This window comes from Wolbachia endosymbiont of Dactylopius coccus (genome assembly GCF_977011065.1).
The window spans coordinates 1,163,594-1,186,004 of sequence record NZ_OZ347065.1; the positions used below are offsets into that span (position 1 = coordinate 1,163,594).

Sequence of the window (22,411 nt, forward strand, 5' to 3'; positions counted from 1 at the left end):
CCAGTGTCAGCTACTTTCATGACACCAGTACTTGCGTTTATTCTATAGCTTAACTAGACGTTTGTATAGTTTCTGCTATGAGCTTCGCAGCTTCCTTTGCCAATTTAGCTATATTACTACCAGCACCAATAAATAATACTATATCACCTGGACTTGTCGAATCACTAATAAAATGTGAAATGAGTAGAGCATCATTCATAATTTTTGTGTTATAAAATCCATTACTGATTAAAGCTTTTTGTATATCATCAATTCCACAACCAGGAATGGGCTTATCTTCTGGAGGATGAACAGGAGTAAGGATGACATAATCAAACATCATGAAAATTCGTATGAATTCATCAAAAAAATTACGAATGCGAGCAAAACGAAGTGGTTCGATAATTCCTATTACTTTTCCTTTAGTAATCGAACGTGCAGCCGTTAAAGTTGCATATATTTCATTTGGATGATGGGCATAATCCTCAATTAACTTAACACCTTTAATATTGGCAATTAAAGAGAATCTTCTTGCTACTCCTTGAAATTCCAAAAGGCCTTTTTTAATCTCTGCATTGCTAATCCCGAGCTTTATCGCAACTGATATTGCAGCCAAGGCGTTACTGACTTTATGCATTCCTATTGTGTTTGATAGTACTACGTTTTTTATTCTGTGGTTATTGTCAATCAACACATCAAATTCCATGCTGTTATTATGTTGTTCGATGTTGCTGGCTCTTATGCTACCATTCTCAAACCCAAACGTTATAGAATTACTCGCATCATAATCGATGCCTACAGAATCAGGCAAAACTGCAAAATCTGCTTTGCTTATAAACTGAGAAAACGCATTTTTAATATCGTCGAATGTACCATAATGATCCATATGATCGTCGTTAATACTCGTTATAACAGAAATATTTGCAGGAATTTTTAGCATAGTTCCATCAGACTCATCAGCTTCGATTAAAAAAATGTCACTCTTTCCAAGTTTTGAATTACTCTGATACGAATTTAGTATTCCTCCTACAATTACAGTTGCATCAATATTAGAATGATCAAAAATGGAAGCAATCATAGCCGTTGTTGTTGTCTTTCCGCTTGAACCTGAAACCGCTATCACATATTTACCTTTCATAATTTCAGCAAGTATGTCTGATCTATGCAAAACGGTTTTATTGTTATTTTTTGCCGCAATTAACTCCACATTATCAGATTCTATTGCAGAAGAATGTACAACTATTTGAGCTTGGCTTATATTATTAGCATTGTGACCAATAAAAACCTCTATGCCCAGCCTTTGTAATCTATCTACATTGTTGTTTGATTGTGCATCACTGCCTTGAACTTTGCAATTGGAATTGTGAAGAATTTCAGCAATGGCACTCATTCCGATTCCACCTATACCAATTATATGTATTATTCCTTTTTGAGTCTTGTTCATATTTAGCAGTAAACGTTTACTTATTACTAAATTTATTATAGTATAATTTAAAATCCTCATGGTATCAAACCCTCTTACCGAATACAATGATAAAAAACCTAGTCTTTCTATGCCTAATATTTGTTTTGATGAGTAGTTGCAGTTTTAGCAACAGGTTTAATTGCACTGCAGGTCATTATAAAATTGGCAGCAGCTATACAATAAATGGTATAACTTATCACCCAAAAAACTGTAAACACTATGAAGAGATAGGGATAGCGTCGTGGTATGGAATAGAAGATCATGGCACGCTTACAGCAAATGGTGAAGTGTTTAACCGTCACTTGATCTCTGCAGCGCATAAGACTTTGCCCCTACCCTGCTTTGTTCTTGTCACTAATTTAGAAAATGGAAGAAAGCTTGTTACAAGGGTTAACGATAGAGGGCCTTTTATTGAAGGCAGAATAATAGACTTATCAGAAAAAGCAGCTCAAGTCTTAGGATTTCATAAAGTAGGGCTTGCAAAGGTAAAAGTTCAATACCTAAGAAAGATGTCAGAACAATTGATACAAAATACTCCTCATTACAGAAAGCAATATGAAAAAGAAATGCAGAAACGTCACTCAAAACAAGACAGTGCAGAAAGTAAGGGATATGTTGCATTTTTTAAAAGTGCTCAGGCTGCTAAATCAGCTGCATCAAAGCTTCGCAATCAAGGAATAAAAAATGTTAGATTGCTTTTTAAGAACGATCAGTATTGCGTGAAAGTGAGTTATAGGTAGTGGTGAGTGCAGAATTCGAAAGATTTGGTTAATGTAAGAAACGCTGGCTAATACCAATTCCCATTACACGGCAAACAGATAGACAATAATAGAAGACAAGCCATAATGAAATAAGTGAAATAGTCGAGGTATAAATGGCACTAAGATCAAAATTATTGGATGAAGAAGTAGTAAAATCAGCAAAAAAAATGCTGAAGAAAGTAAGGAACAATGCATATGTTGCAAAAAAACTAAATGCTGTAATTGCAGCAAAAAAGCATAGTATAACGGCTGTAGCAAAAATATATTGCATTTCAAGAAGCGCACTAACTTCGTGGATAAAACTCTTGAAATTAGGCAGAGAAGAAAAATTGTTTGCTCCTCCACAACGGCGTAGAAAAACTAAATTAAATCAGGCTCAACTACAGCAAGTTGAAGCATGGGTAGGAGAAAATCCTAATATTACCATTAAAGAAATGAGAATAAGAATCCAGGAAAAGTTCGGCTTAAATATTAGCAAATCTACAGTACACCGCTATATGCAAAAGATGAAATTCTCTTATATTACACCAAGACCAGTACACAATGTACAAGATAAAAGAAAACAAGAGGAATTCAAAAAAAAATCTCAACGAAGTTATTGGCAAGTATTCTGAAAAAGAGCTGTTTTTCTTCGATGAATCGCGGTTTGGCACACATTCAAAGACCGGGCATGGATGGTTTAAAAAAGGCGTCAGAACAAAAGTTAAGGTAAAATTAGGTAGGGAAAATTTTTATCTCTACAGTGCAGTTAATCCTAGAAATGGGGAGAATTCTAGCTTGTTTGCACCGAATGTCAACACTGATTGTATGAATATATTTCTTGAGCAAATGTCTCAATATTTGGGACCACGAGAAGCCTTTCTTGTTATGGATTGTGCTAGTTGGCATAAGTCGAAAAGTTTAAAGGTACCTAAAAATATTGAGATTATATACCTACCACCATACTCACCTGAACTCAATCCAGTTGAGAGGCTTTGGTTGTATGTAAAACAGAACATTTTGCGCAATAAAATATACGATACTATTGCTTTGCTTGAGAGTGCTTTGTGTAAATTTATTACTTCTCTTACCTACTCCACAATTAAACAACTCTGCTATGTATCCTATTTGAATGACCAACAATGAGAATTGGTATAACTATTGTAAGTTAAAAATGTGATATAAAAAAGATATCAACAATTTATAGCTATACCGCCGCTGCTCTCCCTCGTCATACCGCCGCGGTATCCACAACTGTACGAACGTTGTAGTTTGGGCCACCAGTGGGCAGTGCCCAGACACTGGTTCTATGCAACTTAATTAAAAACGTTTGTTTTAGCGTAAGACAACTACCTTTAACTCATCAGCTCAGTTATAAGCAAAACTTCTGGATCCCAGTGTCAAGCACTGGGATGACACCCTCCTAATGGGACAAAATCACAATGTTCTTATAGTTGTGCGCGGTATCTCAGCCGCTAACAAGTAGCAGGATGACGGTTTTTCAAATTGTCGTAAGTCAGTTTAGCTATAGCACTATAGAGACAAAGATCAAAATTTACTTATTTACGTCTCCAATTTTATTACGTATAATGGAGACAAAGATTTATATTTTGTATTTTATGTCTCCATTATTTATTGGTAGGCAAACTGAGTTGAAGCAACTGCTGGAGCTTACGGAAAAAAACACTGCATCTTTTATAGTAGTCAAAGGAAGGCGTCGTATAGGGAAAAGTCGTTTAATTCAAGAGTTTGGTAAGTATTTCGAGCAGTATTACTCATTTATAGGTTTGCCACCAGAAAAGCACACTACAATATCCCATCAACTTAATGAATTTTCTAGACAAGTTGCTAGACAATTTAATACATCTTTTGCTAGATATGACGACTGGAGTGACTTACTATGGGCAGTTGGTGAACGTTTACTATCTGGCAAAATATTATTGCTCTTTGATGAAATTTCTTGGATGGGCTCAAAAGATCCAACTTTTTTAGGCAAAATAAAGAATTTTTGGGATACACAGCTAAAAAATAATAACAAGCTAATTTTTGTTGTCTGTGGATCTGCATCATCTTGGATCGAAAAAAACATACTTAGTAGTACTGGTTTTGTAGGAAGAATATCGTTGACTTTAACACTCGGGGAGTTATCACTTTCTGATTGCAATGAATTTTGGCCAAAAAATATTTCAGCATACGAAAAGTTTAAGGTGCTTGCAGTAACTGGTGGAATTCCAAAGTATTTAGAAGAGGTAAACTTTAAACATGGTGCTGAAGAAAATATTAAAAAGCTTTGTTTTACAAAAGGTGGATTTTTAGTTGAGGAGTTTGACCAAATATTTTCAGATCTATTCATGCGAAAAACAGCTTTTTATAAGCAAATAGTGAGAGCTCTTTCTACTGGAGCTAAAGAACAGGAAGAAATTTGTACTGCTTTAAACATTGCAAGACACGGACGCATTTCTGAGTATCTACATGAGCTCGAGCTTGCTGGTTTTATTGCAAGGGATCACACTTGGAATATAAAAACTGGTACTGATTCACGACTCAGGAAGTACAGACTTCAAGATAATTATTTAAGGTTTTATCTAAAATATATTGAAAAAAATCTAGGAAAAATTAATCGTGACACCTATTCTATGGGGTTCCTGCCAGAGTGGCATACAATTATTGGACTTCAGTTTGAAAATTTGGTGCTTAACAATAGAAAGAGCATACATAATATCTTGGGAATTGATGGAATAGTAAGCGAAAATCCATTTTTTCAGAGGAAGACAGGTGCTGGTTGTCAAATTGATTACATGATTCAAACAAGGTTCAACACCCTCTACATTTGCGAAATCAAATTTTCAAAAAATAAAATCGGTCATTCAATAATACAAGAAGTACAAAAGAAAATAGATACACTAAAGCGTCCAAAAGGCTTTTCATGTCGTCCAGTCCTTATTCACGTTAATGGTGTGAGTGATGACGTTATAGATAGTGATTACTTTTCAAACATAATTGATTTTGGAGAATTATTGAATTGTAAGTAATTCTTGCTCTACTTTTTCAACTTTGTGTTGTTTAACATTGGAACAAGATTCCAGTGCCAGCTATTTTCATGACATCTTTCTTGAACTCTTATTATAACAATGTTCGTACAGATGTGTGCCACGCGCTGGAATGACAGCAGTCCTACGTCGTACCGCCGCGGTATCTCTAGATACCGCTAACAAGCAGCGGGATGACGGTTGTCAGGCTAGCCTGTCATCGAAGTAGCCTCCTTTTTTTGTCATCCCAGTGCCCTCTTCTTGTCATCCCAGTGCGTGACACTGGGATCTAATTTTTTATGCAAAATTATCATATTTATATACTTGCAAATAGATACAATTTGAAATAATTTATACTATGAAGTTACGAAATGAGATCCCAGTGTCACGCACTGGGATGACACCTCTCTTGGGCTCCTTTAGCTATAAATATTAAGAAATTTACTAAGCAGAAAAAAAGGCAAAAGAAACCCCGTGTTAGCTAGTTGTCACTCTCTAATCCTGCAAATTGGCGTACTATACTGTCTTAAACGACTTATAAGCGCGTTTCAGCTTGTGTAGGTAAAAACCTAGAAATATTGTGAAGACATAAGGTGCACATAGTGCAAAAAATTAAAAATAAGACGCCAACTACGTTGTTTTCTTGCTGTTTAATCTGCACAGATGAAGATAACTGAATACCTTTAGTTTCATGATAAGGGGGCTGGCGGAGTTTGTCAAGTAGGTTTTTTCGTTTCTACCAGCTACTTGGATGATGCCACATAAATTAATAAATAGGAAAACTACTACAAATCCTTTCAACTTTAGTTTTTGCTGCTTTTTCGACACTTGAGCTATTTCCGCTGATTAATCCCTGAATCACTTCATTTATTAGACCAGCTATCTCTTTAAAATTTTCTGCCTCAAGTCCGCGTGTTGTCTCAGCAGCGGTGCCAAAACGGAGCCCTGAAGTGATGGTCGGCTTTGCTGTATCAAATGGTACAGAGTTTTTATTACAGGTAATACCGGCTCTCTCAAGGCTATCTACAACGTCTTTTCCAGTTAATTTCTGCGATCTTAAGTCAACTAGCACTATATGAGAGTCAGTGCCACCGGTTATAATGTCAAGTCCATGCTTTTGCAATTCTTGAGCCAGCACTTTCGCATTTTCCACGACTTTCTTGCTATAAGTTTTAAACTCTGGCGCTAATGCTTCTTTAAATGCAACAGCTTTTGCAGCTATCACATGCATAAGTGGCCCGCCCTGCAATCCTGGAAAAACTGCAGATTGAATTTTTTTGTGTAATGCTTCATCATTGGTCATCACTATTCCACCACGAGGACCACGCAAAGTTTTGTGAGTTGTGGAAGTCATAACATGTGCATATTCAGCAGGAGACGGATATTCACCTGCTGCAATAAGTCCCGCATAGTGAGCAATGTCTGCAAGCAAATAAGCACCAACTTTATCTGCAATCTCGCGAAAGCGTTTGAAGTCCATTTTTCTTGGATAAGCAGAAGCACCAGCTATGATCAATTTCGGTTTATGCTCCAGCGCCAGCTTTTCTATCTCATCCATATTGAGCAGATAAGTGTCTTTATTTACTGTATATTGAATCGACTTAAACCATTTACCAGAAAGGCTTGGCGCCGCACCGTGAGTTAGATGCCCACCGCAATTAAGCGATAATCCAAGTATCGTATCGCCTGGAGTAAGCAGTGAAGCAAATACTGCTTGATTTGCCTGAGAACCAGAGTGAGGCTGAACATTTGCAAATTTTACACCAAACAACTTACAAAGTCTCTCTATAGCCAGACTTTCAATTTTGTCCACATGCTCACAACCACAGTAATATCTTTTACCTGGATAACCTTCTGCGTATTTATTAGTCAGAAAAGAGCCTTGTGCCTCCATTACCGCTTTGCTTGCAAAATTTTCTGATGCAATTAATTGCAATTGTGATTTTTGGCGTTGTAATTCTTTTTCTATAAACTGATAAACCTCGTTATCAAAAGACTTTAAACTATTTTTAGAGCCGCAGATTTTTTTTAAAACACTCATCATAGATCAAACCTCGCTTTAATTTTAAGATGCACAAGCAATTTTAAGACTGCTCATCCTGCTTTTTTAACCATAAGAGCCCAAAAACAGCTATCAGCAAACATACAGGAATAATAGATGTTGCTTTTATCAGCAATTCATCACTATACACAGGATTTCCTTGTATCACTGTCCTATCCCAACACAAATCTATTATTTTTGCGATCCCAGTGTGAAAAAAATAGCCAAAAACCATGACTATCATATTTGACACAGCTGTAGCCAGACCTACCAAGTTATTATTCACATAACTTATCGCTTTGTAAATGGTAACCACCTGATATCCAGATGCGAAACCAATAACAAGGAGTGCCGGCAACGCAATATACAGACCGCCAACCTGCGTGAAAAGCAAGAGGAAACTGGCAATCATTGCAAAAGAACATGTAATAATTGCCTCGTAATGTTTATTTGGATATTTCTCTAGAAAGTAAGCCAAAAAGAATGATCCAGCTCCCATGCCTACAAACATGAGAGAAGGAAGTAAAGATGCTAGATCTGTGGTTATTTGATATACTTCATACAAGAACGTTTTTGCCCAAGCATCAGCAAAACCCTGCAATGGACCAACCATTAAGCCACCAAAAAAGCCGATTAGAATGACATGTTTGTTGAAAAGTACAGTTTTTAAATCCTGAAACATATTATCATTTACACTTACTTCTTTCTGGTCATTACTGCTTGGCGTTATAAAGAATAACAGTAAGGCAAGTAAACAACCAAATGCTGAGAAAGTGTAAATAACATAGTCCCAACCAAATTTATCGAGTAAGAAGTCCAGGGGTAATCCACCACAAGTAGCTCCTAATAACCCTATTATTATAGATAAGCTGGCCATTCTTGCTGATTTTTCTTGCGAGAAATACATGCTTGCAACTTTAAAGATTCCAATTGCCGAAGCTGATGACCCAATTCCCACAATTATTCTTCCAATTATTGAATAACTCCACTCATCAAAGCATATAAGCGGTAGTGTTCCGGTAAATGTCAAAACGGTACAAGCAGGTAAAACAAACTTTGGTCCAAATCTATCAAGGAAAAGACCTATAGGTATATGAGCTATCGTATAGCCTACATAGTATAACCCGCCAAACTGGCCAACATCTGCAATACTTATGTTAAATTTTGTTATTAATTCAGGCGCAATTATGTTTGGAATCACGCGTAATATATATTGGTATGCATAGAACAGTGATGCCAACAACCAGATTAAAAAATTCCTCTGCAATACTTTACCCCAAAGCTAGTATTATAGATACTCTGTTTATAGGAAACAATATTTTTATGAATACTTATTTTAATTTACCGGAATTTTATACAGTTGAACTCATAGCCAACATAAGTAGTTTATGCATTAACTAAATTTTCCAGGTTCAAGTTTGGATAATGGAAAAAGTTCACTTTTTCTATTTTTAAAAGAGACCTTTTATTTTACTTATAATTTTTTCTACTATATCTACAACTGGCTCATGAATAAGGTATATGAAAAAAATTACACCACAAATGATAAGTATATTTATGATTTTGCCCTTATTCATCTTTACCTTAAGCTTTATTTTTTTTATTATAAGCTTTAGTTTTGTTACAAAGTTCATTTTACTTACGCTTTCATTTCGTGATAACAAATATACTTTAAATAATATAATTTTTAGTAAAACTTGGCTTTAGAGACGTCTAAGTTAACTCAATATTAACCTTTTCGCATGTAAAATATAATATAAAAGCAAGGTGAGTGAATGAACATAAACACAATAGACAACACACTACAAAACTACATAACAAAATACGTTGAACAAACATTCGCTACACATGTGTCAGGCAATAGATATGACAAATTGTATAGGGAACTTCTAAGTGGCATAGAAGAGATAATAAAACTCACTATAAACGAAGCAAAACATTATGACAAAAGTTTGGAAAATCTATATAACGATTCAAGATTTAATAAGAAATTTATTCAAGCTGTTGCTAAACATCAGGTGTCGGAATTTTTAAATACTCACCCGAAAAGAAATTGTTGTAGAATTTTACAATGAACATCACATTAACGAAAGTGATTTAAAGACTCTGGAGAAAGGGAAAGATTTAGTAAATAAAATAAATAACATTAACTTACTGCAACGAAATGAAAAAAATGAGGAATTCAATATTAGAAAGACACTTGCTCACTCAATAAAAACGCCTTCCATAGAAAAATACAAGTTAGAACATTCAAGATAACCTTAGTGAATATTTTTGACGCGGTGAAATGGGTAATTTATGGATAGTCTATTTCATTTTAACTCCTGGCACGCTTTAGTAATACTATCACATCCAATTTCTAATTGTTCCTGAGAGGTTGCATAAGAAATTCTGATAAAATTTTCTAGACCAAACGCAATTCCTGGAACCACAGCAACTAAATGATCCTCTAGCAGGTATTCAGTAAAATCAAGATCATTATTTATTACTTTACCACTTTTTGTACTCTTACTGAGCAATCCCTCACACGAGACAAATAAATAAAATGCGCCTTGCGGAATGGATGCTGATAATCCCGGGGCAGAATTTAGCTCTTTCACCATAAAATCTCTACGACTCTTAAAAATCCTTGTTCTTTCTTTCAAAAAACTATGGTCACCGTTTAATGCTGCTGCTGCTGCTGCTTGTGCTATCGAATTTGGATTAGAAGTGCTTTGAGACTGCAGCGTAGAGATAGCTTTTACCACATCACTTCTACCTGCAATATACCCTATTCTCCAGCCTGTCATTGCATAGGCTTTTGATACTCCATTGACCACAAAAACTCTATCATAAAGCTTCGGCTCAACCTGAGCGATAGTAAAAAATTTTTCGTCGTATATTATATGCTCATAAATATCATCTGTAACGACATTCACATGTGGATATTCAAGCAATATTTGTGCTATGTCTTTCAATTCATTATACGTGTACACAGCTCCTGCAGGGTTGTTCGGTGAGTTAAGAATTAACCATTTAGTTTTTTTAGTTATTTTGCTTTTCAATAATTCCGCTGTTAGTTTAAAATTTTGTTTGCATTCTACTACAACTGGCAAGCCGCCAAAAAGACTTACCATATCAACATATGAAACCCAATAAGGAGCTGGAATAATAACTTCATCTCCAGAGTTAATTGTTGCCATGAACAAATTGAATAACACCTGCTTAGCACCTGTACCAACACAGATCTGGTTAAGCGTGTACTCGAGGTTATTATCCTTTCTTAACTTATTAATTATTGCTTCTTTCAGCTCACGCGTTCCATCAACAGCAGTATATTTAGTTTTACCTTCACTTATTGCTTGAATAGCTGCTTTTTTTATATGATCTGGAGTATCAAAATCCGGTTCTCCTGCAGCTAAAACACAGATCTTTTTTCCTTCACTTTTCAACTTATTTGCCTTATCAGTTACAGTAATTGTAGGCGATGGTTTTATTAGGGACATTCTTTTTGCAAGGTCTGACATATCTTACTGAAGCTAAATTCAAATAATAAACTCTGCATAATAAAAAAGCTAGGAATTTTGTGTATTGTATTAGTAGCTTTTTACCAGGTTTACCAACGCAGCAATATTTTCAACTGGAGTATCAGGGAGTACTCCATGTCCGAGATTAAATATGAAGGGTGAATCTCTAAAGCAATCTATTATACGTTTTGCTTCTTTTATTGCTTCCGTTTTATTATAGGCTAAAAGATTAGGATCAAGATTTCCTTGTAGAGGGATTTTTAGATTCGCTTTCGCCCATTCTATTGGAATATTATAATCTATACTTACTGCAGATACACCTGTTTGTTCGCAGTAATTCTTATAAAGATTTCCAGCAGACCTTGGAAATCCTATTATTGGAAAATCAGAAAATCTATCCTTGATTGCCAAGGTAATTCTCTTTGTTGGTTCGATAACATATTCTTTAAACAATGGTTCCGATAATGCACCAGCATTACTGTCAAATAGCTGAATAACATCTGCTCCAAATTCTATCTGTTTAATTAGATAAATAATCGTTGCTTCCGTTATTCGTTCAATTATTTCCTTCAAATAAGAAGGGTAAAAATTTAATACTTTGGAAAAAGTTTTACTGCTTCCACCTTCTATGAGATATGAAGCTACTGTCCATGGGCCACCAGCAAATCCTATAAGAGGCTTTTTTTTTGATAGCTGACTTCTGACTTTCTTTATAGCGTTTAGAATTGGTAAAATTTTAGCTTCAATGTCTTGTGGACTTCTCAATTCTTTAGGATTCTTTATAGGTTTTATTCTCGGGCCCACATTGCGCAGGAAATTCACGTCACAACCCAAAACATCAGCTATTATTAAAATGTCTGAAAAAATTATCGCCGCATCCATGTCAAATCTTGTCACCGGCTGTAACGTCAATTCTGTCACTAAATCTGTGTTGTAGCATATCTCCATAAAATTATTCATATTTTCTACTGCTTTGCGGTACTCAGGAAGAGACCTGCCAGCCTGACGCATTAGCCAAATAGGGACTCTTTCACCTGGCTCATTTTGTTTGATAACTTCTACTATTGTTGTTTTGCTGCTTTCCAATCTATTTTATCTATTCTTCTGTATATTAAAGTATAGTAGTAATAATAGTTCTATCAACAACTTGTTACTAACTTAAAATTTAGTAAAAATTGGCGTTGTTTAATTTGTGGATAAATATGTTAACAACTTCTATATACTATTGATTTTCTGTTATGATTTATGTGTATAAGTAAGATATTCAGAGTGTTAGTAATTTTCTTTTATGGAAAACATTTTACCATTATGCATTGTTACATAACTATGTATATGTCGTTGAAAAAATTGTTGATCAATTGTTGGTATTTTATATCAACAAATAATTCACAAATTAATTTGACATTATTCACATGCTTATTAAACATTTAATAGCAGTTTTCTTGATAAATCTGATCTGAAAACGTTTTTGCCATTACAGGGAATGAATTGAGTAAAAAAAGGAACCTTAGTAGAAAAAATAGCATTAGGCTTTTTTTATGTAAAAGATGTTATTTTTAATGGGGATAAAAATTTTAATCTGAGAAATATTATACAAAGCGTAATGTTTGTTCCGCCTTCGATGAAGACAACTAATCTTTTTGTTAGGATGAAATCTTCTAAATCATACTTAGCTATTGTATTGGATGAATATGGTGGAACTGATGGTTTAATTTCAATAACCGATCTTATAGAGGAGCTAATACCAAACATTGATAGTGAGAACGAAATAAATTCAGAATATACCATTACTGAATTGTCTCAAAATAAGTTTGAAGTGTCAGTAAGGGTTATTATAAAGGATATAGAAGAGGATCTAAAAATAGAATTACGTGACCCTGAAGAAGACTATATTACACTTGGTGGTTTGATTCTTTCGATTGCTGGTAAAGTGCCTTCTGTAGATGAAGTCATTAAATATAAAAATGGTATGAAGTTTATCATCAAAGATGCAAATGAGCGCTACATTAATAAAATAGTACTAGACTTAAGTGATTACAAAAATTAGATTTGGTACCCTTTGTCGGTTGCCTTGAAACGAAGAAAAAGTTGTAATAACCAAATATGCAACTCAAGTTATAGTTAAACCTATCTCCAGCAAATTATTTTCGCAAGTACAATGCATTTCAGTGTTATAGTACTCTAATAATAAAGAAGCCATATAGATATTAATATCTTTTGTATTTAAATTAGTGTCATTTTTTTTGATTAATTTGTCTACTAATGATTTGCTTATTGGTTTGTGTTCATTTAGAATTTTTATAGTTAATAGCATTTTATCTTCTGTTTGACTCAGTAAAACAGACACTAGTTCAACTTCCGCCACTGCGCTGGCTATAGTTAGCACCATATTAGAAATTATCTTATTTATCTTTTCAATTAAATCTTCCTTATTTTTTGCAGAGTGTGCGTCTATTTTCCACGTAAGCTTTACTTTTTTTTTAATAAATAATTTTCGATATTAGATTTGGTCTGATCAAAGCTGTAATTATCTGCTGAAGAAGAATATGCCTGCTTCATAACTTTATGTTTATATATTAAATCATCGGAGCTTTCTTTAAGCAACGACAACGCTTCCTTCTGCGCATCAGCATCGTTCTTATCTATTACTTCAAGCTCTTCTAAGCCAAACATTATTCCATTCATAGAGTTAGCAAAGTCATGAAGCAGCCGTCCTGATAGCAGTTCCGTTATTAACAGTATGTTTTTGGTATTTTTATTCATTGGATAATTATAAATGATTTAAGTTACCCTATATTGGTAAGCATATAATAGTCAATTAAGAGAAAGTTTCGTTGCACTTTTTATATCAAGGCATTAATATAGTATTAACAATTTTAAAATTTATAGAAGGATTATGAATACTTATACCAGATCAGGAATAGATCTTGAACTATATAATAAGTTAATAAAAGAAGTCAAGCCTATTGCTCAAGAAACTACTAGAGAAGAAGTAATCAGCGAAATAGGTTCATTTTCTGCGTTGTTTGATTTTGCTGCACTAAGTAAGAAATATGACCATCCAGTGCTTGTTTCCTCAACTGATGGAGTAGGTACGAAACTGTTGATAGCTCAAGAAGTGAATAGGCATGATACTATAGGTATAGATTTAGTTGCAATGTGTGTAAATGACTTACTTGCACAAGGAGCAACGCCTTTATTTTTCCTTGATTACTTTGCAACAGGCGTTTTGAGCAAAGACGTTTTATTATCTGTGGTCCAAGGCATTGCAAAGGGGTGCAAGCGAGCTAAAATAGCATTGGTTGGTGGGGAAACTGCAGAAATGCCTGGAATGTATGATAATAATCACTATGACCTTGCAGGGTTTGTGGTTGGTGTAGTTGATCGAAAGCAAATTCTTCCAAGCTGTAGCATGATGAAAGTAGGTGATTATATAGTTGGCTTAGAGTCAAGTGGAATTCACTCAAATGGGTTTTCTTTGGTGCGCCATATTTTCAAAGGCTTAGGTATAAATTATAACGACTCATCTCCATGGAATAATCAGCTTTGGAAAGAAGTGTTGCTCGAACCAACAAAAATATATGTTGATTCTTTGTTGCCTATTATGCCAAAGGTAAAAGGCATCGCACATATAACAGGTGGTGGCTTGATAGATAATATTCCGCGGATTCTTCCAAAAAACTTATTTGTAAACATAGACATTAATTCCTGGAAATGGCCAGATATATTTTTATGGCTAACAAAGGAGGGTAAAATAGAGAAGAAAGAAATGCTAAAAACATTTAATTGTGGTATTGGCATGGTATTGATCGTAAGTCCTGAGAATATGCAAAACGTGAAAAATCATTTCCAAAAACGTGGAGAAAAAATTGAAATTATTGGAAAACTTGATGAGGCATGTAACCCTCCACTTGATAGAGTAGTATTTAGTTAGTCTAACTTTACTGACAGTCTTTTTGCAACTTCTAGGTATGCTTCCTTTAAATCTCCTAAATTCAAACGAAAGACGTCTTTATCTAACTTTTTATAAGTATTTTTATCCCATAACCTGCAGTTATCAGGGCTGATTTCATCGGCTAAAATGATTTTAGTACTGTCATTTATTAATCTGCCAAATTCTAACTTGAGATCAACTAAATATATACTTGCATTTGAAAATAGGTGGACTAAGATTTCGTTGATTTTTAAAGTTGTAGTTTTAACTTCATCCATTTCTTTGCTAGATAGCCAATCAAAATACAGTATGTGATTTTCATTCACCATTGGGTCGGCTAGGTCATCATTTTTGTAAAAAAACTCGATTATAGGAGATGTAAGTGCCTCACCTTCTTTGATATTAAAACGTTTGCAAAAGCTGCCAGCTGCAACATTCCTCACTACTACTTCAAGAGGTATGATTTTGAGTTTTTTGACTAGCTGCTCTCTTTCATTCAGAGTTTTTATAAAGTGTGTGCTAATTCCTGCTTTCTCAAGCTTTTCCATGATAAAAGCACTAACATGATTATTAATTATTCCTTTGCTCTCAATAATTTCATATTTTTCCTTATTGAATGCTGTAACATCATCTTTAAAGTGCTGTATAACAGTTGATGAGTCTTCAGTTTCAATAATGGCTTTGGCTTTACCTTCATATATCGTTTTATTCAGTGACATATTTAATTTAACTATATATTATATCAATTTACTGTTCTTAGAGTATAGCCCCAAATAACTTAAAATAAACCTTAATGGCATTCAATGTTACAATATTAACCATATTTCCAGAAATGTTCCCCGGGTTTTTGAACTATTCTCTTGCCGGAAAAGCGTTAGAGAAAAAAATATGGAACCTTGAAGTAATAAATATTCGTTCTTTTGCGAAAGATAAACATTCAACTGTGGATGATGTTCCATATGGAGGTGGAGCAGGAATGGTTATGCGTTCTGATGTAATTGGTGATGCAGTAGATAGTATGCTCTCTGTTCATAAAAACACTAAGTTTATTTACATGACTCCATCTGGAACTAAGTTTAATCAGAATATTGCCAGAGAATTATTAGAGTTTCCTCATATAACAATATTATGTGGTCGATTTGAAGGTATTGACCAAAGGATAATTGATGCGTATACTCCTTATGAGTTAAGTATTGGAGATTATATACTTTCAGGAGGTGAGCCAGCTGCAATGGTGGTTCTTGATGCATGCATTAGACTTCTTCCAGGTGTAGTAAATAATACCGATAGTATTACTGAAGAAAGTTTTAATTATGGTGGTGGTGTACTTGAATATCCTCAATATACTAGACCTGAGCAGTGGAAGGGATATAAAGTACCTGAGGTTTTGTTATCTGGCAATCACAAAAAAATAAGTGATTGGAGGCAGAAGCAGTCTCATGTTATAACAAAAAAGCGTAGGCCTGAATTATTGAATGGAGAGATAAATGACAAATTTACTTAAAAAATTTAACGAACAGCAAATGCAAGTGTTAGCTAAAGAAATACCAGAATTTCGTCCTGGCGATGATTTGAAGGTCACTTTTAAAGTAGTTGACGGTACAAGTGAACGTATACAGATATTTGAAGGTGTATGTATATCAAAAAGGAACCGCGGGTTACATTCTTCTTTTGCAGTCAGAAAAGTGAGCCATGGAGAAAGTATAGTGTCTCAGTTTTTTGTTTATTCTCCTGCACTGGTTTCAGTGCAAGTGACAAGAAAAGGAAAGGTTCGTAGAGCAAAACTGTATTATCTGTGCAAACTATTTGGAAAAGCTGCAAGGATCAAAGAGCGTACTACTTATGTTAAAAAGAAATCTAAGTAGATACAATAGGGAGTGATGTCAATTGTGTCATCTCAGAACTCTCTCTTGTCATCCCAGTGCGTGACACACAACTGTACGAACATTGTGTTTGCCTCCCGCTGTGGTGTCATCCCAGTGCTCCGACACTGGGATCCAGCATTCATTATTCTCCTTTTGGTTTGTGCTTTCATGGAAAATGTAAAAATTATTTGCAGGCAAAGCCTGCTGGATCCCAGTGTCAGCTACTTGCATGACAAAAAAGGGGAAAGTTTTTTCAAATCCTCGTGTAAAGAAAAGTAAATGAGTATAAAGAAAAAATTCCTTAAATTACTTCAGTCAAGGCGTGTACATGCTCGTATAAAAAGGAAAAATAAAAAGAACAGAGCGCTACGCTTTTGCTCTTTCACGGCACTAGTTATCTCACTTGGCTGTCCTGTGTGTATATTGTTGAGTGTATTAGTTAACTCTTACAGTGCCTTAACAGTAACGAAAGTTTTATTGCCAATTGAAATAAGTGCTGATCTTACTTTAACAAATAATCCTAGTGATTTGCGGTATAAGTCCATTGGCTTACTCAACGATTCTTTACGTAAGGTGTTTAAAGGAACTGATTTTAAAGACAGTGACGAAATTTTAAGTCGTAATTCTTACAAAGAACTAGAGAAATTTTTTCGTAAGAAAGTAAAAGATAGTGGTGAATATGAGATCTGGTTTACCGCGTCAAGTATAATTAATTCAATAAATAAAGATAAACATTTGAATGATCGTTATGCTAAATTACTTAGTTGGCTAAAAGAAAAGAGGAGAGTGAAAAAATTTTTTAATAAGTCTTTATTCCTTAAATCTGACTCTCGTGAACCTGAAAATGCAGGAATTTTAGGGGCATTTATCGGTTCATTAATGACAATTATAGTGTGCCTAGCATTAGCATTACCAATAGGAATTATGTCGGGCATCTGTCTTTACGAATTTATGCCTAAAAATAGGCTAATGACTAATATTGTAGAAATTAGCATGAATAATCTTGCTGCAGTGCCTTCAATAATATTTGGTGTAGTGGGCTTAACTCTCTATCTTGGCATATTTGGGCTACCACGCTCTTCACCACTTGTTGGTGGAATGACTCTTTCATTTATGATGTTACCTAATATTATAATTGCAACAAAAAATGCCTTTGCGAATGTTCCTATTACGATAAAAGATGCAGCGTTTGCGCTTGGTGCGCCTCACATCAAGGTGATATTAGATCACTCTTTACCGATTGCGTTACCAAGAATAATACATGGTACTGTGCTTGCAATTGCAAGGATTTTAGGTGAATCTTCCCCTTTACTTATGATAGGTATGGTGGCATTTATTGCTGATACACCTACGTCTTTTTTCGATCCGGCGACTGTTCTGCCTGTACAAATATACATATGGTCAAGTAGTCCTGAAATTGCATTTATTGAACTTGCTGCTATTGCAATTATAGCTTTATTATTGGTGTTGTTTGCGTTAAATTTAGTAGCGAATTTTGTAAAAAAGAAATTCGAATTTTTTAATTTTTAGCAATTCATGAAAATCACAGTCCTATCTGGTTATGGCTTAAATTGCGAAAAAGAAACCGCATTTGCATTTATGGAATGCAGCAGAAAACTTGGTATTAGTAATATTGAAGTAAAAATCGTTCACATTAATGATATTATAGATAATCCAAGTGAACTGAAATTAAGCAATATACTTGCAATTCCAGGAGGTTTTTCCTATGGTGATGACACTGGTGCTGGTAATGCGTTTGCTTTACGTATTAAAAACAACTTGTTGGATGAGTTTCAAGAGTTTTTATCTCAGGACAAGCTGATTATAGGAATATGTAATGGTTGTCAGATATTAGTAAAATTAATTCCGGAGTTCTCTAGTCTAGCTTTAATCCATAATGATATAGGCAATTATCAATGCCGTTGGATTAGAGTGGGAGTTAATCCGCAGAGTAATTCTGTTTGGCTACGGGGCCTGAGTGAACTATATCTCCCTATTGCTCATGGGGAAGGCAAATTTTTTATGGATCAAGATATTTTGAACCAATTGATTGAGAGCAATTCCACCGCATTACGTTACATTGATGAAAATGGCAACTATGCTAACCTACAATTTCCTTACAATCCGAACGGGTCTACATACGACCTAGCAGCTTTATCAGATAAAAGTGGAAGAGTGCTAGCTTTAATGCCCCATCCAGAGAGGGGAATATTTTTTACTCAGCAAGATAATTGGCCTCTTGAAAAAGAAAAGAGCAAGCGGTTAGGTATTACTGTGCCAAAATATGGTGATGGAATGCTTATATTTGAAAATGCACTAAAGTATTTTTGTTAAAATTTATTGGTAGGGTTTATGGTTAAAATTGTGAAAAGTCTCAACCAAATTCATCAAGACAAACCGGGCAACGACATTAAAATAAGAGCATTCACTGAATATGATACCTCAATTCTTTTTACAAGCTTCGTAGAAGCAAATTAGCCAAAACCGCTATCTACGTTTGAAATTTATTTGCAAGAGCAAAAACTTGGTAAGCGCATTGTATGGATTGCTTCTTACAATAATGAATTTGCTGGATATGTGACATTAAAATGGCGTTCTGAGTACGAGCCCTTCCAGGATAGAGGTATCCCAGAAATCATGGATCTTATACCAATTCTCATTGTTGGTCATTCAAATAGGATACATAGCAGAGTTGTTTAATTGTGGAGTAGGTAAGAGAAGTAATAAATTTACACAAAGCACTCTCAAGCAAAGCAATAGTATCGTATATTTTATTGCGCAAAATGTTCTGTTTTACATACAACCAAAGCCTCTCAACTGGATTGAGTTCAGGTGAGTATGGTGGTAGGTATATAATCTTAATATTTTTAGGTACCTTTAAACTTTTCGACTTATGCCAACTAGCACAATCCATAACAAGAAAGGCTTCTCGTGGTCCCAAATATTGAGACATTTGCTCAAGAAATATATTCATACAATCAGTGTTGACATTCGGTGCAAACAAGCTAGAATTCTCCCCATTTCTAGGATTAACTGCACTGTAGAGATAAAAATTTTCCCTACCTAATTTTACCTTAACTTTTGTTCTGACGCCTTTTTTAAACCATCCATGCCCGGTCTTTGAATGTGTGCCAAACCGCGATTCATCGAAGAAAAACAGCTCTTTTTCAGAATACTTGCCAATAACTTCGTTGAGATTTTTTTTTGAATTCCTCTTGTTTTCTTTTATCTTGTACATTGTGTACTGGTCTTGGTGTAATATAAGAGAATTTCATCTTTTGCATATAGCGGTGTACTGTAGATTTGCTAATATTTAAGCCGAACTTTTCCTGGATTCTTATTCTCATTTCTTTAATGGTAATATTAGGATTTTCTCCTACCCATGCTTCAACTTGCTGTAGTTGAGCCTGATTTAATTTAGTTTTTCTACGCCGTTGTGGAGGAGCAAACAATTTTTCTTCTCTGCCTAATTTCAAGAGTTTTATCCACGAAGTTAGTGCGCTTCTTGAAATGCAATATATTTTTGCTACAGCCGTTATACTATGCTTTTTTGCTGCAATTACAGCATTTAGTTTTTTTGCAACATATGCATTGTTCCTTACTTTCTTCAGCATTTTTTTTGCTGATTTTACTACTTCTTCATCCAATAATTTTGATCTTAGTGCCATTTATACCTCGACTATTTCACTTATTTCATTATGGCTTGTCTTCTATTATTGTCTATCTGTTTGCCGTGTAATGGGAATTGGTATTAATGTATTGCCACTTATGAGAAATAGAGGCATAGGATCAACTTTGCTTGAAACTGCAGAAAAAGAAGCAGCTGGAAAAAGTGATATTGTTGGATTGGGTGTTGGTCTTTATGCTGATTATGGAGCTGCTCAAAAACTTTATATAAAACGAGGTTATATACCAGATAGCTTAGGTGTTACTTACAAGTATGAGCATGTTAAACCTGGCGCTAGAGTTGATCTTGATGACGATTTGGTGCTTTGGTTTATGAAGAATTTAAAGTAGGGTGCCTTCCAGCGCGTTTTTAAGCCATAAAAAATTACTTTGCAAGCTTTGCCAGTCTCCTTATCATGTAACATTGTACCATATTACAATGTTCGTACAGTTATGTGTCTGGGTACTTGGATGACACCCATAACCTTGTCATGCAAGTAGCTGACACTGGAATCCAGACTTTATTATACAACTGCCTAATGTGCTCATTTGAGGTTAACTTTCCTGGATCCCAGTGTCAAGCACTGGGATGACACCTTCACAGAGGAACCAGTTTGCCATGTGGTTGTTGAGACTGCGTTTACACACTCTACCATGTCATTTTTGATGAGGCTGCATGGAAAACTGGATCCCAATGTCGGCTACTTCGATGACATCATTCTTGGTGGAAGTTACCATCAAATCGCAACGTTCGTACAGTTGTATGTCAGCTACTTGTATGACACCCTTTCCGGTGGCTAAATGTTAAAGCCATGTTGTGCAGATTAGCTACGCAGTTACACCATTTTCATGGAGGTTAACAGCTTCAGACTTTGCATCACTAAACTTACTTGACACTTTATCAACAGCCCAAGTAAGTGGTGTAATAACGAGTGCTGCAGCCCAGATGACAGTTGAAATAATGCAAGATAAAGCTAAACTTAAGAATTTAGCGAGAGGTTCACCATGTGTTTCTGCGTTGCCCTGCAAATTATTGGCATACTCTACAAGAGATTTTGGACCGTCTGTTCCTTTTAGATGTGAAAACAATTTGTATGGCAAATACGTAACATACGCAAACCCTGTATAGAGCACAAGTAATAAGTTTGCAATACCAGCACGATCTAGATTATACTCTTTACCGTAAACTCTTTTATTTCTTCTCCCCAGACACATTGTTGGAGTGTCGAAATCATAATTTACTCCTACAATCATATCCTTGATTGGCCCTAAAGCACTATCAATATAGTATACAGATTTATAGAAGCTGTTTTGCGGAACTCTACTGTTATCACTTTTTTCTATAGCAGGAATAGTACTATACTTAGCATATTTTATGAAATTTCCATATGTTTCTTTAAGACTTTCATATATGCCTGACATCTTTACCTCTCGGAAAATTTATATAATAATTATTATTGTGATATAAAACTTAGAATAATGCAATAGATATCTAAGTATTTTAGCTATTAATTATATGTTGCACAAAAGCATATATTGCCCTACCATCCAAGTAGGTCAAAAATAAGGAGATTGTCATGAGTTTTACTTTACCTGAATTACCATATGATAAAACAGCTTTAGAGCCTTACATATCTGCAAAAACCTTAGATTTTCATTATGATAAGCACCATAAAGGATATTTAAATAAACTCAACGAGCTGGTTGAAAATACAGATTATCAACATGTGAAAATTGAGGAAATAATAACAAAAGTGCATGGTAATAGCGATAAAGTTCCTATATTTAATAACGCAGCGCAAGTTTGGAACCACACTTTTTATTGGAATTCAATGAAGAAGAATGGTGGTGGTAAACCTAAAGATGATGGTTTTCTGGCAAAAAAAATTCAAGATGATATCGGTGGTTTTGATAAGTTTTGTGGGGAATTTGCCAATCATGGAGTAAGCCAATTTGGTAGTGGATGGGTATGGTTAGTGCTCGAAAAAGGAAAGCTCAAAATCACCAAAACTCCAAATGCAGATTTGCCATTAATTTATGGCCAAGTGCCACTACTCACTATGGATGTCTGGGAGCACGCCTATTATTTAGATTGTCAAAACCGTAGAATTGACTACATAAAAGTTTTCCTTGATCATTTGATTAATTGGGATTTTGCAGAAGAAAATTTAAAAAAGAATACATAA

22 protein-coding genes and 2 pseudogenes are annotated in these 22,411 nt (G+C 34.8%); 13 read left to right on the top strand and 11 right to left on the bottom strand.

Features of this window, described 5'->3' with window-relative positions:
* Nucleotides 1–49: 49 nt before the first annotated feature.
* A complete protein-coding gene (gene murC / locus ACWHVF_RS06230; RefSeq protein WP_064125551.1) occupies nt 50–1,483 on the bottom strand; it encodes a UDP-N-acetylmuramate--L-alanine ligase in 1,434 nt (477 codons plus the stop codon).
* Between the two features lie 26 nt (nt 1,484–1,509).
* On the opposite strand from murC, the gene ACWHVF_RS06235 reads away from it, so the two are divergent.
* The 4 genes from ACWHVF_RS06235 to ACWHVF_RS06250 all read left to right on the top strand — a co-directional run bounded on the left by ACWHVF_RS06235 (nt 1,510) and on the right by ACWHVF_RS06250 (nt 5,216).
* Nucleotides 1,510–2,184, top strand: a complete 675-nt coding sequence (locus tag ACWHVF_RS06235) for a septal ring lytic transglycosylase RlpA family protein (RefSeq protein WP_064125552.1) — start codon at nt 1,510–1,512, stop codon at nt 2,182–2,184.
* 134 nt (nt 2,185–2,318) lie between these two features.
* Nucleotides 2,319–3,330 (top strand): IS630 family transposase gene (locus ACWHVF_RS06240; RefSeq protein ID WP_447933057.1). Its coding sequence is split into 2 segments (ribosomal slippage): nt 2,319–2,780 and nt 2,782–3,330, totalling 1,011 coding nucleotides; the frame shifts between segments, so codons are not numbered across the junction.
* Between the two features lie 137 nt (nt 3,331–3,467).
* Nucleotides 3,468–3,611: a hypothetical protein gene (locus tag ACWHVF_RS06245; protein ID WP_156488198.1), complete on the top strand. Its 144-nt coding sequence runs from the start codon at nt 3,468–3,470 to the stop codon at nt 3,609–3,611.
* A gap of 192 nt (nt 3,612–3,803) precedes the next feature.
* Complete coding sequence (locus ACWHVF_RS06250) at nt 3,804–5,216, top strand: AAA family ATPase (RefSeq protein WP_064125144.1); 1,413 nt, start codon at nt 3,804–3,806, stop codon at nt 5,214–5,216.
* A 763-nt stretch (nt 5,217–5,979) separates the two neighbouring features.
* On the opposite strand, the gene glyA is transcribed toward ACWHVF_RS06250, so the two are convergent.
* The gene (glyA, locus tag ACWHVF_RS06255) at nt 5,980–7,257 is read right to left on the bottom strand and encodes a serine hydroxymethyltransferase (protein ID WP_064125143.1); all 1,278 of its coding nucleotides are present in this window, start codon (nt 7,255–7,257) and stop codon (nt 5,980–5,982) included.
* A gap of 40 nt (nt 7,258–7,297) precedes the next feature.
* Nucleotides 7,298–8,521, bottom strand: a complete 1,224-nt coding sequence (locus tag ACWHVF_RS06260; protein WP_447933259.1) for an MFS transporter — start codon at nt 8,519–8,521, stop codon at nt 7,298–7,300.
* A gap of 508 nt (nt 8,522–9,029) precedes the next feature.
* Between ACWHVF_RS06260 and ACWHVF_RS06265 the strand changes: the two are divergent.
* Nucleotides 9,030–9,513 (top strand): annotated as a pseudogene (locus ACWHVF_RS06265) (hypothetical protein).
* Between the two features lie 53 nt (nt 9,514–9,566).
* On the opposite strand, the gene ACWHVF_RS06270 reads toward ACWHVF_RS06265, so the two are convergent.
* Nucleotides 9,567–10,760, bottom strand: a complete 1,194-nt coding sequence (locus ACWHVF_RS06270) for a pyridoxal phosphate-dependent aminotransferase (RefSeq protein WP_064125140.1) — start codon at nt 10,758–10,760, stop codon at nt 9,567–9,569.
* Between the two features lie 69 nt (nt 10,761–10,829).
* A complete protein-coding gene (hemE, locus tag ACWHVF_RS06275; RefSeq protein WP_064125139.1) occupies nt 10,830–11,846 on the bottom strand; it encodes a uroporphyrinogen decarboxylase in 1,017 nt (338 codons plus the stop codon).
* 439 nt (nt 11,847–12,285) lie between these two features.
* On the opposite strand from hemE, the pseudogene ACWHVF_RS06280 reads away from it, so the two are divergent.
* Nucleotides 12,286–12,807: pseudogene (locus ACWHVF_RS06280) on the top strand (transporter associated domain-containing protein); the annotation flags it as partial.
* 63 nt (nt 12,808–12,870) lie between these two features.
* On the opposite strand, the gene ACWHVF_RS06285 reads toward ACWHVF_RS06280, so the two are convergent.
* Together ACWHVF_RS06285 and ACWHVF_RS06290 are read right to left on the bottom strand one after the other, a co-directional pair.
* Complete coding sequence (locus tag ACWHVF_RS06285) at nt 12,871–13,149, bottom strand: hypothetical protein (protein WP_064125138.1); 279 nt, start codon at nt 13,147–13,149, stop codon at nt 12,871–12,873.
* Between the two features lie 80 nt (nt 13,150–13,229).
* The gene (locus ACWHVF_RS06290) at nt 13,230–13,523 is read right to left on the bottom strand and encodes a hypothetical protein (RefSeq protein ID WP_064125137.1); all 294 of its coding nucleotides are present in this window, start codon (nt 13,521–13,523) and stop codon (nt 13,230–13,232) included.
* Between the two features lie 133 nt (nt 13,524–13,656).
* On the opposite strand from ACWHVF_RS06290, the gene purM reads away from it, so the two are divergent.
* A complete protein-coding gene (purM, locus tag ACWHVF_RS06295; protein WP_064125136.1) occupies nt 13,657–14,694 on the top strand; it encodes a phosphoribosylformylglycinamidine cyclo-ligase in 1,038 nt (345 codons plus the stop codon).
* On the opposite strand, the gene purC is transcribed toward purM, so the two are convergent.
* Nucleotides 14,691–15,413, bottom strand: coding sequence for a phosphoribosylaminoimidazolesuccinocarboxamide synthase (purC, locus tag ACWHVF_RS06300; RefSeq protein WP_064125135.1), 723 nt, complete (start codon nt 15,411–15,413; stop codon nt 14,691–14,693). The genes purM and purC overlap by 4 nt on opposite strands.
* A gap of 74 nt (nt 15,414–15,487) precedes the next feature.
* Between purC and trmD the strand changes: the two genes are divergently transcribed.
* Both trmD and rplS read left to right on the top strand, forming a co-directional pair.
* Nucleotides 15,488–16,198, top strand: coding sequence for a tRNA (guanosine(37)-N1)-methyltransferase TrmD (trmD, locus tag ACWHVF_RS06305; protein ID WP_064125134.1), 711 nt, complete (start codon nt 15,488–15,490; stop codon nt 16,196–16,198).
* Complete coding sequence (rplS, locus tag ACWHVF_RS06310; protein ID WP_006279489.1) at nt 16,182–16,559, top strand: 50S ribosomal protein L19; 378 nt, start codon at nt 16,182–16,184, stop codon at nt 16,557–16,559. The genes trmD and rplS overlap by 17 nt, the downstream gene beginning before the upstream one ends.
* Before the next feature lie 48 nt (nt 16,560–16,607).
* On the opposite strand, the gene ACWHVF_RS06315 is transcribed toward rplS, so the two are convergent.
* Nucleotides 16,608–16,790 carry a hypothetical protein gene (locus ACWHVF_RS06315; RefSeq protein WP_010962989.1) on the bottom strand — a complete coding sequence of 61 codons (183 nt, stop codon included), beginning with the start codon at nt 16,788–16,790 and terminating at the stop codon, nt 16,608–16,610.
* Nucleotides 16,791–16,838: 48 nt separating this feature from the next.
* Between ACWHVF_RS06315 and ACWHVF_RS06320 the strand changes: the two genes are divergently transcribed.
* Complete coding sequence (locus ACWHVF_RS06320) at nt 16,839–18,089, top strand: PstA family ABC transporter permease (RefSeq protein WP_064125133.1); 1,251 nt, start codon at nt 16,839–16,841, stop codon at nt 18,087–18,089.
* Nucleotides 18,090–18,095: 6 nt separating this feature from the next.
* Nucleotides 18,096–18,893 (top strand): phosphoribosylformylglycinamidine synthase subunit PurQ, encoded by a 798-nt coding sequence (locus tag ACWHVF_RS06325; RefSeq protein ID WP_064125132.1) that lies wholly within the window; start codon nt 18,096–18,098, stop codon nt 18,891–18,893.
* Between the two features lie 322 nt (nt 18,894–19,215).
* On the opposite strand, the gene ACWHVF_RS06330 is transcribed toward ACWHVF_RS06325, so the two are convergent.
* A protein-coding gene (locus ACWHVF_RS06330; RefSeq protein WP_447933196.1) for an IS630 family transposase occupies nt 19,216–20,227 on the bottom strand; the annotation gives its coding sequence in 2 pieces (ribosomal slippage) (nt 19,216–19,764 and nt 19,766–20,227; 1,011 coding nt in all).
* A 70-nt stretch (nt 20,228–20,297) separates the two neighbouring features.
* Between ACWHVF_RS06330 and ACWHVF_RS06335 the strand changes: the two genes are divergently transcribed.
* Nucleotides 20,298–20,576: a GNAT family N-acetyltransferase gene (locus tag ACWHVF_RS06335; RefSeq protein ID WP_064125012.1), complete on the top strand. Its 279-nt coding sequence runs from the start codon at nt 20,298–20,300 to the stop codon at nt 20,574–20,576.
* Nucleotides 20,577–21,053: 477 nt separating this feature from the next.
* On the opposite strand, the gene ACWHVF_RS06340 is transcribed toward ACWHVF_RS06335, so the two are convergent.
* Complete coding sequence (locus ACWHVF_RS06340) at nt 21,054–21,647, bottom strand: hypothetical protein (protein ID WP_064125011.1); 594 nt, start codon at nt 21,645–21,647, stop codon at nt 21,054–21,056.
* Between the two features lie 155 nt (nt 21,648–21,802).
* On the opposite strand from ACWHVF_RS06340, the gene ACWHVF_RS06345 reads away from it, so the two are divergent.
* The gene (locus tag ACWHVF_RS06345) at nt 21,803–22,411 is read left to right on the top strand and encodes a superoxide dismutase (protein WP_064125010.1); all 609 of its coding nucleotides are present in this window, start codon (nt 21,803–21,805) and stop codon (nt 22,409–22,411) included.

What these genes read in the sequence shown, in the direction of transcription:
- ACWHVF_RS06315 (WP_010962989.1), bottom strand. Translation starts at nt 16,790, where the DNA reads ATGCAAGTAGCTGACACTGGGATCCAGCAGGCTTTGCCTGCAAATAAT.
- purC (WP_064125135.1), bottom strand. Translation starts at nt 15,413, where the DNA reads ATGTCACTGAATAAAACGATATATGAAGGTAAAGCCAAAGCCATTATT.
- glyA (WP_064125143.1), bottom strand. Translation starts at nt 7,257, where the DNA reads ATGATGAGTGTTTTAAAAAAAATCTGCGGCTCTAAAAATAGTTTAAAG.
- rplS (WP_006279489.1), top strand. Translation starts at nt 16,182, where the DNA reads ATGACAAATTTACTTAAAAAATTTAACGAACAGCAAATGCAAGTGTTA.
- purM (WP_064125136.1), top strand. Translation starts at nt 13,657, where the DNA reads ATGAATACTTATACCAGATCAGGAATAGATCTTGAACTATATAATAAG.
- ACWHVF_RS06235 (WP_064125552.1), top strand. Translation starts at nt 1,510, where the DNA reads ATGATAAAAAACCTAGTCTTTCTATGCCTAATATTTGTTTTGATGAGT.
- ACWHVF_RS06335 (WP_064125012.1), top strand. Translation starts at nt 20,298, where the DNA reads ATGGGAATTGGTATTAATGTATTGCCACTTATGAGAAATAGAGGCATA.
- ACWHVF_RS06345 (WP_064125010.1), top strand. Translation starts at nt 21,803, where the DNA reads ATGAGTTTTACTTTACCTGAATTACCATATGATAAAACAGCTTTAGAG.
- ACWHVF_RS06250 (WP_064125144.1), top strand. Translation starts at nt 3,804, where the DNA reads ATGTCTCCATTATTTATTGGTAGGCAAACTGAGTTGAAGCAACTGCTG.
- murC (WP_064125551.1), bottom strand. Translation starts at nt 1,483, where the DNA reads ATGAGGATTTTAAATTATACTATAATAAATTTAGTAATAAGTAAACGT.
- ACWHVF_RS06340 (WP_064125011.1), bottom strand. Translation starts at nt 21,647, where the DNA reads ATGTCAGGCATATATGAAAGTCTTAAAGAAACATATGGAAATTTCATA.
- ACWHVF_RS06325 (WP_064125132.1), top strand. Translation starts at nt 18,096, where the DNA reads ATGAAAATCACAGTCCTATCTGGTTATGGCTTAAATTGCGAAAAAGAA.
- ACWHVF_RS06290 (WP_064125137.1), bottom strand. Translation starts at nt 13,523, where the DNA reads ATGAATAAAAATACCAAAAACATACTGTTAATAACGGAACTGCTATCA.
- ACWHVF_RS06270 (WP_064125140.1), bottom strand. Translation starts at nt 10,760, where the DNA reads ATGTCAGACCTTGCAAAAAGAATGTCCCTAATAAAACCATCGCCTACA.
- ACWHVF_RS06285 (WP_064125138.1), bottom strand. Translation starts at nt 13,149, where the DNA reads ATGGTGCTAACTATAGCCAGCGCAGTGGCGGAAGTTGAACTAGTGTCT.
- ACWHVF_RS06320 (WP_064125133.1), top strand. Translation starts at nt 16,839, where the DNA reads ATGAGTATAAAGAAAAAATTCCTTAAATTACTTCAGTCAAGGCGTGTA.
- trmD (WP_064125134.1), top strand. Translation starts at nt 15,488, where the DNA reads ATGGCATTCAATGTTACAATATTAACCATATTTCCAGAAATGTTCCCC.